Origin of the sequence: Comamonas nitrativorans, assembly GCF_042654765.1 — a bacterium.
Lineage (GTDB): Bacteria > Pseudomonadota > Gammaproteobacteria > Burkholderiales > Burkholderiaceae_C > Comamonas > Comamonas nitrativorans.
This window is the reverse complement of sequence record NZ_JBHSEW010000008.1, coordinates 165,798-177,757: the sequence shown is the minus strand read 5'-3', so window position 1 is coordinate 177,757 and position 11,960 is coordinate 165,798. Positions and strand designations below refer to the sequence as shown.

The window sequence follows — 11,960 nt, the reverse complement described above, 5'->3', positions numbered from 1 at the left end:
CTTTGTTTTATAGGCGGTAGCAGCTATATCTTCTATTTTTTCCTCTGATTAGGAGGGTGCCATTTAAAATTGATAGCACCCTTACAATGCCTAGAAATTTTTGTCCAATGGGCAAGAAGTCAAATGGCTGCAATGTGCGACGATGGAAGGTGACAGCATGACTACCGTAACCCCCTTAGACCCCCGTGTCTCCGAGTTCGAGACACAAGAGCAGGCCGACAGTTATGACCGGTGGTTCAAAGCCAAGGTGCAAGAGGCCATTGACAGCAAAAAGCCGCGCATTCCGCACGATCAGGTAATGGCCGAAATGTGGGCCGTTATCGATCAGCACGTACCGAAGAAAGCCATGGCCTGATGTTGTCCATCGTCTGGGCCGATGAGGCGCAGGCCGATCTGCTGGACATCGTGCGCTATGTGGCCGAGCGTAATCCGGCGGCGGCTGTGCAATTGGGGCGCAGCATCGAAGAAAGCGTCTGGCCGCTGCCAGAGCACCCCTATCTGTTTCGTCCTGGCAGAATGCCTGGCACACGCGAGATCGTGGCCCATCGGAACTACATCGTTGTGTACCGCGTCGAGCTGGCCTGCATTGAGGTGCTGCGCGTAGTACACGCCCGCCAAGAGTACCCCTGAGAAGGCTGCCCACGCCCCCTAAAATCCCCCCAGCCGCACTTTGCGGCTGTTGTCGTTGGCCCCGCGCCGTTTGCTTTGTTCCTGCGCCTTGCCTGGCGCCCTGTTTCTGCCTGCCATGCTTTTGCCCAAACTCACCCCCGGCCAACGCTTTGCCCACCCTCTGCCCGCTGCCAGTGCGGATGCGCTGTTGCTGGCCCAGCTGGCGCGGCGGGAGAAGGCGGCGGGGCAGGTTACGGCCATTGTCTGTGCCGATGCGGGCGATGCCCGGCGCCTGCAGGAGGAGATCGGCTTTTTCCTGCCGGGCCTGCGCTGCGCCCTGTTCCCGGACTGGGAGACGCTGCCCTACGACCAGTTTTCCCCGCACCAGGATTTGATCAGCGAACGGCTGGCGACGCTGTGGGCCATCCGCCAGGGCGAGGTGGACGTGGTGCTGCTGCCCGCCAGCACCGCGCTGTACCGGCTGGCGCCGCCGTCGTTTCTGGCGGCTTACACGTTTTCGTTTGCCCAGGGGCAGCAGCTGGACGAGGCCAAGCTGAGGGCGCAGCTCACCCTGGCGGGCTACCAGCACGTCAGCCAGGTGGTGGGGCATGGCGAATACGCGGTGCGCGGCAGCCTGATCGACCTGTTCCCGATGGGCAGCAGCAGCCCCTACCGGGTGGATTTGTTCGACGACGAGATCGACAGCATCCGCACCTTCGACCCCGACACCCAGCGCAGCCAGCACGAGGTGAAGTCCGTGCGCCTGCTGCCGGGGCGGGAGTTTCCGATGGACGAAGCCGCCCGCAGCCAATTCCGCAACCGCTGGCGCGAGCTGCTGGAAGGCGATCCGACCAAGAGCCGCATCTATAAAGACATGGGCGCCGGGCTGGCCACGGCGGGCATCGAGTATTACCTGCCGCTGTTCTTCGAGGACACGGCCACGGTGTTCGACTACCTGGGCGAACACGCCACCCTGGTGCTGCACGGCGACCTGGAAGCGCCGCTGCAACGCTTCTGGCAGGACACGCGCGAACGCTGGCGGATGCTGCAAGGCGACCCGGAACACCCGGTGCTGCCGCCCGAGGCGCTGTTCCTCAGCGCCGAGCAGTTCTACACCCTGTCCAAGCCCTACGCCCAACTGGCCCTGCGCCCTGGGGCCAGCGGCAGCCTGGAGGCGATGGCCGAAGTGGCCGCCCTGCCACCCCTGACCGCCGAACGCAGCAGCGAAGAGCCCTTGCAGCGCCTGCAAGACCACATGCGCCAAAGCGGGCGGCGCACGCTGATCCTGGCCGAAAGCGCCGGGCGGCGCGAAAGCCTGCTGGATTTTCTGCGGGCCAGCGCCATCGCGCCGACGGCGTTTGCCAGCCTGCAAGCCTTCCAGCAGGGGCAGGCGGCGGTGGGCATGACCGTCGGCCCCCTGGTGCGCGGCTTTGCCTGGCTGGAAGCCGGACTGGACCTGATCACCGAAACCGAGCTGTTCGCCGCCAGCAGCGGCGGCGTGCGCCGGCGCAGAAAGCAGGAGCAGGTCAGCGATGTGGACATGCTCATCCGCGACCTGTCGGAGCTGAAGATCGGGGACCCCGTCGTCCATAGCCAGCACGGCATTGGCCGCTACCTGGGCCTGATCCACATGGACATGGGCCAGACCGACCCGGACGGCAATCCGGCCCTGCAAGAGTTTTTACACCTGGAGTACGCCGACAAGGCAGCGCTGTACGTGCCGGTCAGCCAGTTGCAGCAGATCAGCCGCTACACCGGCGTCACGCCCGAATCGGCCCCGCTGCACAAACTAGGCGGCACCCAGTGGGAAAAAGCCAAGCGCAAGGCGGCAGAACAGGTGCGCGATGCTGCCGCCGAGCTGCTCAACATCTACGCCCGCCGCGCCGCCCGCCAGGGCCACGCCTTTCGCCTGAACGCGCAGGATTACGAACAGTTTTCCGAGGACTTCGGCTTCGAGGAAACCGCCGACCAGCAGGCCGCCATCACCGCCGTGATTCACGACCTGATCAGCCCGCAGCCCATGGACCGTCTGGTCTGCGGCGACGTGGGCTTCGGCAAGACCGAGGTAGCCCTGCGGGCCGCCTTTGTCGCCGCCATGGGCGGCAAGCAGGTGGCCCTGCTGGCGCCGACCACCCTGCTGGCCGAGCAGCATTACCAGACACTGGTCGATCGCTTCGCCAGATGGCCGGTGCGCATTGCCGAGATGAGCCGTTTTCGCACCACGAAAGAGATCAACGCCGCCCTGCGCGGGCTGGAGGAAGGCAGCATCGACATCGTGGTGGGCACGCACAAGCTATTGAGCGCCAACACCAAGTTCAAAGACCTGGGCCTGCTCATCATCGACGAGGAACACCGCTTCGGCGTGCGCCACAAGGAGGCGATCAAGGCCCTGCGGGCCGAGGTGGACGTGCTGACGCTGACCGCCACCCCCATCCCCCGCACCATGGGCATGGCGCTGGAGGGGCTGCGCGATTTGTCGGTGATCGCCACCGCGCCGCAGCGGCGGCTGGCGATCAAGACCTTTGTGCGCTCCGAGAGCCAGGGCGTGATCCGCGAAGCGGTGCTGCGCGAGTTCAAGCGCGGCGGGCAGGTCTACTTTCTGCACAACGAGGTGGAAACCATCGAAAACCGCCGCCAGAAGCTGGAAGAAATCCTGCCCGAGGCCCGCATCGCCGTGGCCCACGGCCAGATGCCCGAGCGCGAGCTGGAGCGCGTGATGCGCGACTTTGTCGCCCAGCGCTTCAACCTGCTGCTGTGTTCGACCATCATCGAAACCGGCATCGACGTGCCCACGGCCAACACCATCATCATGGCGCGGGCCGACAAGTTCGGCCTGGCCCAGTTGCACCAGCTGCGCGGGCGCGTAGGCCGCAGCCACCACCAGGCCTATGCCTACCTGATGGTGCCGGACGTGCAAAGCCTGACCAAGCAGGCCCAGCAGCGCCTGGAGGCGATTCAGGAGATGGAGGAGCTGGGCAGCGGCTTCTACCTGGCCATGCACGACCTGGAAATCCGTGGCGCGGGCGAGGTGCTGGGCGACAACCAGAGCGGCAACATGACCGAGATCGGCTTCCAGCTCTACAACGAAATGCTGGCCGAAGCTGTGCGCAGCCTGAAAGCCGGGCACGAGCCGGACTTGCTCTCGCCCCTGCAGGCGGCCACCGACATCAACCTGCACGCCCCCGCCCTGCTGCCCAGCGACTACTGCGGCGACGTGCAACTGCGCCTGTCGCTGTACAAAAAGCTGGCCTCGGCCAGAACCAGCGGCCAGATCGACGCGCTGCTGGAAGAAATCGTCGACCGCTTCGGCAAGCTGCCGCACCAGACGCAGACCCTCATCGACACCCACCGCCTGCGCGTACTCGCCGAGCCGTATGGCGTGCTGAAGGTCGATGCCGCGCCGGGCATGATCAACATCACCTTCAAGCCCAACCCGCCGATCGACCCGCTGCACATCATCCAGCTCATCCAGAAAAACAAGCACATCAAGCTGGCGGGCAACGACAAGCTGCGCATCGAACGCGCCCTGCCCGACCCCGCCACCCGTGCCCACCTGGTGCGCGACGTGCTGAAAAACCTGGGCACGCCCACCCCGGCCCCCGCCCCGCAGCCGCGCGAGGCCGCCCATGCTTGAAAGCGCCTGCGCCCTTATCGCCCTGGCCGTGGCCCTGCTGCTGCGCCCATGGCGGCAACTGGCCAGCCGCCGCCCGCTGGTCACGCAGGAAAGCGGCGACGCCAGCGGACTGTGGACGCCACTGCTGGCCACCCTGGTGGTGCTGCCCTGGATGTGGGCGCTGCCCACGCTGCACCAGATGCCGCTGCAACTGCAATGGTCGGGCGCCTGCCTGGTGCTGCTGATGCTGGGCTGGCCGCTGGCGGTACTGACGCTGCTGGCCGTGGGCGGCATCGCCTGGCTGCTGTCGCCCAGCCTGACGCCCTGGGCCACGCTGTCGCTCACCGTCTGGCACGGGCTGGTGCCGGCCACCCTGGCCCTGGGCTGGGGGGCGCTGCTGCGGCGCTTTCTGGGCACCAAGGTGTTCGTCTACATCTTTGGCCGGGGCTTTTTCGGCACGGTGCTGTGCCTGTTCATCGCCGGGCTGCTGGCCCAGGCGGGGGGCGAGCAACTGCCCGGCGTGCAGCAGGAGCTGGGCAAGATCGCCCGCTGGCTGATGGCCTGGGGCGATGCGGTGGTGACGGGGATGATGGTGTCGGTCTTTGTCGCCTACCGCCCGCAGTGGCTGGCCACCTGGTCGGACGACCTGTATCTGTACCAGCAGAAAAAGCGGGGAGAAAAGTAAGTATTGATAGCTGCTTCCGCTGACCAATAAACAAATTCAGACATAAAAGGCATTGAATCTGTTTATTGATCAACGAAAGGAGCTATTTTTACTATAGCTCTTCGATCGGCACCGGCTTGCCGAACAGGTAGCCCTGGTAGATCAGGCAGCCGTTGGCACTCAGGGCCTGTTGCTGCTCGGCGGTTTCCACCCCTTCGGCAATCACGTCCAGGCCCAGGTTGTTCGCCATGGTGACGATGGTGCGGACAATGGCCGTGGCCCGGTCGTCCTGCCCCAGGTTGTTGACAAAGCTTTTGTCGATTTTCAACTGGCTGAGCGGCAAGTCGCGCAGATACGCCAGCGAGGAATAGCCGGTGCCGAAGTCGTCCAGGGAAAAGCGCACCCGGTACTTTTGCAGGGCGGCCATTTTCTGGATGGCATCCTGCGGGTTTTCCAGCAGCAGGGTTTCGGTCAGCTCCAGCTTCAGCAGCTCGGGCGCCGCGCCGGTCTGCGCCAGCACCTGCACGACCTGGGCCACGAAGTCGGGCTGGCGCAACTGCCGCCCGCTGATGTTCACGGCAATGCACCAGTCGCGGCGCTCGGGCACCTGCGCCCAGCGCACCAACTGCTCGCAGGCAGCTTGCAGCACCCACTGGCCCATGGGGACGATCAGCCCGGTTTCCTCCGCCAGGGGGATGAACTCCCCGGGCGGCACCAGTCCGCGCTGCGGGTGCTGCCAGCGCACCAGGCCTTCCACCCCGGTGATGCGCCCCTGGTGGTCGACCTGGGGCTGGTAGAACAGGCGCAACTGCCCCTCCTGCAAGGCAATGCGCAGGGATTTTTCCAGCGCCAGGCGCTCCAGCACCCCTTGCTGCATTTCGGGGTTGAAAAAGCGCACGGTGTTGCGCCCATCCTCCTTGGCGCGGTACATGGCCAGGTCGGCGTACTGCATCAAATCCTGAATGACGACGGTCGAGCCGGTAAACAGGACAACGCCGATGCTGCCGGTGACCTGCACTTCCTGCCCTTGCAGCTCGACCGGCTGGGCCAGCACGGCCAGAATATCCTGCGCGACCACTTCGGCCTGGGCAGCGGCTTTCAATTCCTGCACGTCCAGCCCCTCCAGCACCACGACGAATTCGTCGCCCCCCAGCCGCGCGACGGTGTCGCCTTCACGCACCGCAGCCCGCAAACGCTGCCCCACCTGGGAGAGCAGCACGTCCCCCTGCTCGTGCCCCAGGCTGTCGTTGATGATTTTGAAGTTGTCCAGATCGATGAACATCAACGCCCCGGACACGCCGGAACGGGCGCTGTTTTCCACCGCGTGCTGCAACCGGTCGAGCAGCAGGCGACGGTTGGGCAGCCCGGTAAGCAGGTCGTAGAACGCCAGATGGCGGATTTCATCTTCCGCCGCCTTGCGGTGCGTGATGTCGACCAGGGCGCTCACGTAGTGCGTGACTTCCTGCGCTTCGTTCTTGACGGCGGTAATGGTGAGCCATTCGGGAAAGATTTCGCCGTTCTTGCGGCGGTTCCAGATCTCTCCCGCCCACGCCCCGGTCGTGTCCAGCGCCGACCGCATGGCCGCGTAGAACTGCGGCCCATGCCGCCCGGATTTCAATAAATCCGGGCCTCGGCCCACAGCCTCCTGCGCGGTGTAGCCGGTAATGTCGGTAAAGGCGCGATTGACCCGCAGGATCACGCCCTGGGGGTCGGTGACGAACATCCCCTCCTGCGATTCGAAGGCGATGGCGGCAATGCGCAATTTCTCCTGCGCATCCGACCATTCATGGTGGTAGCGGGCAAACAGGCGGCGCGACCAGCGCGAGAATCCCAGCGAACCGAGCACACCGGCCAGCAGCGATCCCAGCACCACCAGCGCCAGCTCGACCCGCTGCTGGTTGACTTTGCGGGCCTGGGATTGCACCTCGGCCTGCCACGTCGCCTCCAGTTCGTCGTTGAACATGGAAGTGGCCAGCACCCAGCCCCAGGGGGCATACGCCGTGACCAGGGCGGTCTTGCGCCCCAGGGGGGCATCCGGCGCGGCGCCAGGGCGGGGCCAGTCATATTCGACAAAACCGCCGCCGGCCTGGGCCGTGGCACGCAGCCTCTCCAGCGCCTGGCGCTGTACGGGCTGCATCTGTTCGGGCAGCAAGCCCTCCAGAGAAGCATTGTTGGGACTGAGCAGCGAACGCCCCTGCATGTCGATCAGCCCCACCGTTCCGGTGCTGCCGAAGCGCAGGGCACGCAGACGCTGCATGGCCTCTTTTTTCTGCTGCTCTTCCCACTCGAAAAAATAGTCTCCCGTGCCGATCAGCCAGTCAAAAGGGGCGAAGTGGCGCACGTAGGCGATTTTTTGCGCCATTCCCTGCGGTTTTTTCGGGTGGTACCAGCGGTAGTGGAAAAAGCCGTTGCCCCGGGGCACCAGGGCCGCATTGATCAGTCCCTGCATGACGTAGGAGCCGGTGTCGTCCCGGTTGTCCAACCCGGCCCGCCCTTCATATTCGGGGGCTGTGGGCAGCAGGACGAAATCGCCCTGCATCGAGTCGATGAAGATGTACCCGCGCCCATCAAAAAAGCGCAGGGGGCGCAAGGCTTCGACGATCAAGCGTTTGACCTCGGCAAGCGGGCGCCTGGGCGCTTCCTGCGCATAAATGGCCTCGGCCACATGCAGGGCCGCATCCGTCTGCTCGGCAATGTTGTGGCGCATCACCTCCTCGGTGCGCTTGCGCAGAAACTCCAGGTAGCCGATGGCCGATTGCAGCTCCGCGCTCAGGCGCTCTTGCTGCTGCTGGGCAATGGCCTGCGTCAGCCGCTCCCGGAATGCCTGCTGCTGATGCTCGTTGCGCCACGAATAGAAGCTGGCCAAAGCCAAAGTCACGGCCAGCAACAGCCCCAGCGTGCCGATCAGGTGCAGCCGGGGCATGACGGTTTCATTGACCGAAAGAAAAGTATTTTTGTGTTCAGACAAGTTCGTGGACCTTCCCCCGACTACACCACCACCGGCTCCGGCTCCAGCCGGATGCCGAAGCGCTCGTACACGCTGGTCTGGATGGCGGCGGCCAGGGTCATCACCTCGCCACCGGTCACGCTGCTGCTGCGCGTGCCGCGATTGACCAGCACCAGCGCCTGCTGCTCGTACACCCCGGCGCGGCCCAGGCTCTTGCCCTTCCAGCCGCAGGCGTCGATCAGCCAGCCAGCGGCCAGCTTCACGCTGCCGTCCGGCATCGGGTAGTGCACGATTTTCGGCTCGCGGGCGATGATGTCGCGGCACTGGTCTTCGGTCACGGCAGGGTTCTTGAAGAAGCTGCCCGCATTGCCCAGCACGGCCGGGTCGGGCAGCTTGGCACGGCGGATAGCGCACACCCACTCGAAAATCTGCCGCGCATCCGGCGCGGGGTTGCCGCTGGCCTCCACGCGGCGTTGCAGCTCCAGGTAGCCCAGCTCGGGCCGCCACGCCTTGGGCAGGGCCAGCCGTACCTGGGTAATCACGGCCCGGCCCGCCAGCCCGAAGTCGCCCGGCTGCGCCGCCGTGTGCTTGAACACCGAATCGCGGTAGCCGAAGGCGCACTGCGCCGCATCCAGCGTAAACGCCTGCCCGGTGTGCAGGTCCACCGCATCCAGGCTGTGAAAGCGGTCTTGCAGCTCCACCCCGTACGCGCCGATGTTCTGCACCGGCGCCGCGCCCACGGTGCCGGGGATCAGCGCCAGATTTTCCAGCCCGCCCCAGCCCTGCGCCAGCGTCCAGGCCACCAGATCGTGCCAGCGCACCCCGGCACCGGCCTGCACGATGCGCTGCGTGGGCGTCTCACCGACCAGGGCGATGCCGGGAATCTCCATCTTCAGCACGATGGCGTGGACGACATCGCCGCTCAGCACCAGGTTGCTGCCCCCGCCCAGCACCAGCGTCGGGCGCAGCGCCCCCTGCGGGCTGCGCAGCAGGCTGCTGGCGGCAAAATCCTGCACCGCCTGGCTGCTGCGCAGGCGCACCAGCACATCGGCGCTGGCGGCAATGCCAAAGGTATTCAAGTCCTGCAAAGAGGTGTTTTTCTCGACTAACATCCCCCGGATTGTCGCACCGCGCCTGAGCAGGTCAGGTTTGCCGGCTGCGCCCCCATTCATCGATAGACAGAAAGAAAACCGTCATGCCTTCTTTTGATACCGTACTGGAAGCCGATTTCGTCGAAGTGAAAAACGCCGTGGAAAACTCCGCCAAGGAGATCGGCACGCGCTTCGACTTCAAAGGCACCTCGGCCGGCCTGGAACTCAAGGACAAGGAGATCACCCTGTTCGGCGACGCCGAGTTTCAGCTCCAGCAGGTCGAGGACATCCTGCGCAACAAGCTCACCAAGCGCAACGTGGACGTGCGCTTCATGGACGTGCAGCCGGCGCAGAAAATCGGCGGCGACAAGGTCAAGCAGCTGGTGAAGATCAAGAACGGCATCGAGTCCGAGCTGGCCAAGAAAATCCAGAAACACATCAAGGACAGCAAGATGAAGGTGCAGGCCGCCATCCAGGGCGACACCGTGCGCATCACCGGCGCCAAGCGCGACGACCTGCAGGCGGCCATGGCGCTGATCCGCAAGGAAATGGCCGACCACCCCCTGTCGTTCAACAATTTCCGCGACTGAATACGGCTTGGCTGCGCGGCCCACAGGCCAATAAGCCAACAGGCATCCGATAGGCATCCATGGACTACGACACCTACGAAGATTTGCAGGGTTTGTGGGCCGACCTGGAAACGGCCTTGGCCCTGGTGCTGGCCCATCCGGGGCAGATCAGTCAGTTTGAAGCCAAGGTCATGCAACTCGATGCCTGGATGCAGGAACTGGTCGCGCACGACAGCGATGCGGGCCTGTACCTGATGTACCAGCTGGCGGCCAGCTCCAACATCGGCTACAGCGCCGCCCACGCTCTGGTCTGTGCCACCCTGAGCCACATCCTGGCCGGCAGCTACCACCTGCCCCGGCCCGAGCGCGATGCCCTGGTCTACGCCGCGCTGACCATGAACGTGGGCATGACCCAGTTGCAAGACCAGCTGGCCCAGCAGCGCGAACGCCCCAGCGCCGCCCAGCAGGAAGCCATCCGCGTCCACGCACAGGAAGGGCGCAAGCTGCTGGAGCGGATGCAGATCACCAACGCCCTGTGGCTGGACGTGGTGGCGCTGCACCACATCAACACGGCCCCCACCCTGCCCCTGCTGCAACAGCCGCCCGCCGAGCGCCTGGCCCGGCTGCTGGCCACGGTGGACCGCTACGCCGCCATGATCAGCCCCCGGCGCACCCGTGCCGGGCGCAGCGTGGCCGAATCGGTGCAGGCCGTGACCGGCCCGACCTCGCAGCTGTACCAGAAGGCGGGCGACGCCCTCATCCACTGCGTGGGCATGTACCCGCCGGGGGTGTTCGTCATGCTCAATGACGAAACCACCGCCGTGGTGCTGCGGCGCAGCCCGCAGCCGCAGCAGCCGCAAGTGGCCAGGCTGCTCGACCCGCGCAAATACCCGCTGCCCGGGCCGGACATCGTGCGGCTGACCGAGGCGCCGCAACTGCGCATCACCCACAGCCTGCCCTCTGCCGAAGTGCGCCCCCTGCTCGATACCAGCAGCCTGCTGCACCTGGGTGCGCTGATGACGAACAGCACCCCCACGCTGCGCCAGGTCACGCACACCCCGGGGCAGCGCTAGCTATTTTTCAATAGCTGCCAACGCTTACCCCATCAGGGGAAACGTCATTTTTTATGCTTGTTCTTTTTGGTGCTGCGCGGCTTGGGTGATGCCTTGGCACCCATCTCGGCCATGACCTGTGCGGCGTTTTTCACCGGCGGCTTGGGCTTGGTCTTGCGAATGGTCAGCACCGGCTTGGGCGGCTTTTTCTCCTTGGGCTTGCCGCCGCCGATTTTGCTTTCCTCGCCGCGCAGCAGGCGGCCAATGTTCTGCGCATGGCGCCAGATGAGCAGGGCCGACATCCCCATGATGGCCACCAGCAGCGGCTGCTCCATGTCCCACAGCGTGCCGCCCAGCAGGATGTAGAGCACCGGCGCCCCCAGGCTGGCCAGCAGCGCCGCCAGCGAGGAATAGCGCGACACCAGCGCCACCGCCAGCCACACGCCCAGCACCGCCAGCCCCAGCCAGCCGCTGATGCCCAGCAGCACGCCCAGGGCCGTGGCCACGCCCTTGCCGCCCTTGAAGCCGAAGAACACCGGGAACAAATGCCCGACGAAGGCGCCCAGGGCAACCAGGGCCAGCGCCCCGTCGCCCAGGCCCCACTGCGGCCCCCAGATCTTGACGACCAGCACGGGGATGAAACCCTTGACGGCATCGAGCAGCAGCGTCAGCACCGCCGCTGCCTTGGAGCCGGAACGCAACACGTTCGTCGCCCCCGGATTGCCACTGCCGTAGGAGCGCGGGTCGTTCAGACCCATGACGCGACTGACGATCACTGCAAACGACAGCGACCCCACCAAATACGCCAGCACAGCCGCCAGCACAGGAGCGAAAACGTTCAACGCAACATCCTTGCCCGCAAACGGCGGGCGCAAAAACAAAGGCGCTTATTGTGCCAGCGCACACTGCACCGGCCGGGCTTGCAAAAGCTGCACACACACCTGCGGGTCGAGCTGCAGCAGGTAGCCGCGCCGCCCGCCGTTGATGGTGATGCGCGGCAGGTCGAGAATCGACGCCTCGATATACACCGGCATGGCCCGGCGCGTGGCAAACGGCGAGGTGCCGCCCACCAGGTAGCCGCTGTGCCGATTCGCCACCTCGGGCAAGCAGGGTTGCACGCTTTTGGCGCCGATCTGGCGGGCCAGGTTCTTGGTGGAGACAGTGCAGTCGCCGTGCATCAGTATGACGAGGGGCTTGGCATCCTGATCCTGCATGATCAGGGTCTTGACCACCGTATGCTCGTCCAGCCCCAGTTGCCGCGCCGATTCGTGGCTACCGCCGTGTTCCACGTAGTCGTACACCAGCTCGGCAAACGGCACCTTGTGCGCTTTCAGCAACTGGGTCGCCGGAGTTTCGCTGACATGGGATTTATCTTTTTTTGCCATGGGCGCGGTTATAGCGTTTTTCCTGCCGTT

General features: G+C 65.1%; 9 protein-coding genes and 1 pseudogene. 6 read left to right on the top strand and 4 right to left on the bottom strand.

Annotated features, from left to right (window positions below; all coding sequences use genetic code 11):
- Window positions 1-157 precede the first annotated feature (157 nt).
- The 4 genes from relB to ACFO3A_RS10590 all read left to right on the top strand — a co-directional run bounded on the left by relB (window position 158) and on the right by ACFO3A_RS10590 (window position 4,907).
- Window positions 158-355 (top strand): type II toxin-antitoxin system RelB family antitoxin, encoded by a 198-nt coding sequence (relB, locus tag ACFO3A_RS10605; RefSeq protein ID WP_377726196.1) that lies wholly within the window; start codon window positions 158-160, stop codon window positions 353-355.
- Window positions 355-630, top strand: coding sequence for a type II toxin-antitoxin system RelE/ParE family toxin (locus ACFO3A_RS10600; protein WP_377726195.1), 276 nt, complete (start codon window positions 355-357; stop codon window positions 628-630). Before relB ends, ACFO3A_RS10600 begins: the two co-directional genes overlap by 1 nt.
- Before the next feature lie 115 nt (window positions 631-745).
- On the top strand, window positions 746-4,243 hold the full coding sequence (gene mfd / locus ACFO3A_RS10595; protein WP_377726194.1) for a transcription-repair coupling factor: 3,498 nt from the start codon (window positions 746-748) through the stop codon (window positions 4,241-4,243).
- Window positions 4,236-4,907 carry a hypothetical protein gene (locus ACFO3A_RS10590; protein WP_377726193.1) on the top strand — a complete coding sequence of 224 codons (672 nt, stop codon included), beginning with the start codon at window positions 4,236-4,238 and terminating at the stop codon, window positions 4,905-4,907. Before mfd ends, ACFO3A_RS10590 begins: the two co-directional genes overlap by 8 nt.
- Window positions 4,908-4,998: 91 nt before the next feature.
- Here the strand turns inward: ACFO3A_RS10590 and ACFO3A_RS10585 are convergent, their stop codons facing one another.
- Together ACFO3A_RS10585 and murB are read right to left on the bottom strand one after the other, a co-directional pair.
- Entirely contained in the window at window positions 4,999-7,854 is a 2,856-nt protein-coding gene (locus ACFO3A_RS10585) for a bifunctional diguanylate cyclase/phosphodiesterase (protein WP_377726190.1), read from the bottom strand.
- 20 nt (window positions 7,855-7,874) lie between these two features.
- Window positions 7,875-8,945: a UDP-N-acetylmuramate dehydrogenase gene (gene murB / locus ACFO3A_RS10580; RefSeq protein WP_377726188.1), complete on the bottom strand. Its 1,071-nt coding sequence runs from the start codon at window positions 8,943-8,945 to the stop codon at window positions 7,875-7,877.
- An 83-nt stretch (window positions 8,946-9,028) separates the two neighbouring features.
- On the opposite strand from murB, the gene ACFO3A_RS10575 reads away from it, so the two are divergent.
- Both ACFO3A_RS10575 and ACFO3A_RS10570 read left to right on the top strand, forming a co-directional pair.
- Window positions 9,029-9,514: a YajQ family cyclic di-GMP-binding protein gene (locus ACFO3A_RS10575; protein ID WP_377726187.1), complete on the top strand. Its 486-nt coding sequence runs from the start codon at window positions 9,029-9,031 to the stop codon at window positions 9,512-9,514.
- Between the two features lie 59 nt (window positions 9,515-9,573).
- Complete coding sequence (locus tag ACFO3A_RS10570) at window positions 9,574-10,566, top strand: HD-GYP domain-containing protein (RefSeq protein WP_377726185.1); 993 nt, start codon at window positions 9,574-9,576, stop codon at window positions 10,564-10,566.
- A 179-nt stretch (window positions 10,567-10,745) separates the two neighbouring features.
- Here ACFO3A_RS10570 and plsY read toward each other — a convergent pair.
- Window positions 10,746-11,387 (bottom strand): annotated as a pseudogene (gene plsY / locus ACFO3A_RS10565) (glycerol-3-phosphate 1-O-acyltransferase PlsY); the annotation flags it as partial.
- 45 nt (window positions 11,388-11,432) lie between these two features.
- The gene (locus ACFO3A_RS10560; RefSeq protein ID WP_377726184.1) at window positions 11,433-11,930 is read right to left on the bottom strand and encodes an aminoacyl-tRNA deacylase; all 498 of its coding nucleotides are present in this window, start codon (window positions 11,928-11,930) and stop codon (window positions 11,433-11,435) included.
- Window positions 11,931-11,960: the final 30 nt, after the last annotated feature.

Excerpts from the sequence above, each read along its gene's own strand:
- ACFO3A_RS10590 (WP_377726193.1), top strand. The coding sequence starts at position 4,236 with ATGCTTGAAAGCGCCTGCGCCCTTATCGCCCTGGCCGTGGCCCTGCTG.
- mfd (WP_377726194.1), top strand. The coding sequence starts at position 746 with ATGCTTTTGCCCAAACTCACCCCCGGCCAACGCTTTGCCCACCCTCTG.
- ACFO3A_RS10570 (WP_377726185.1), top strand. The coding sequence starts at position 9,574 with ATGGACTACGACACCTACGAAGATTTGCAGGGTTTGTGGGCCGACCTG.
- ACFO3A_RS10575 (WP_377726187.1), top strand. The coding sequence starts at position 9,029 with ATGCCTTCTTTTGATACCGTACTGGAAGCCGATTTCGTCGAAGTGAAA.
- ACFO3A_RS10600 (WP_377726195.1), top strand. The coding sequence starts at position 355 with ATGTTGTCCATCGTCTGGGCCGATGAGGCGCAGGCCGATCTGCTGGAC.
- relB (WP_377726196.1), top strand. The coding sequence starts at position 158 with ATGACTACCGTAACCCCCTTAGACCCCCGTGTCTCCGAGTTCGAGACA.
- ACFO3A_RS10560 (WP_377726184.1), bottom strand. The coding sequence starts at position 11,930 with ATGGCAAAAAAAGATAAATCCCATGTCAGCGAAACTCCGGCGACCCAG.
- murB (WP_377726188.1), bottom strand. The coding sequence starts at position 8,945 with ATGTTAGTCGAGAAAAACACCTCTTTGCAGGACTTGAATACCTTTGGC.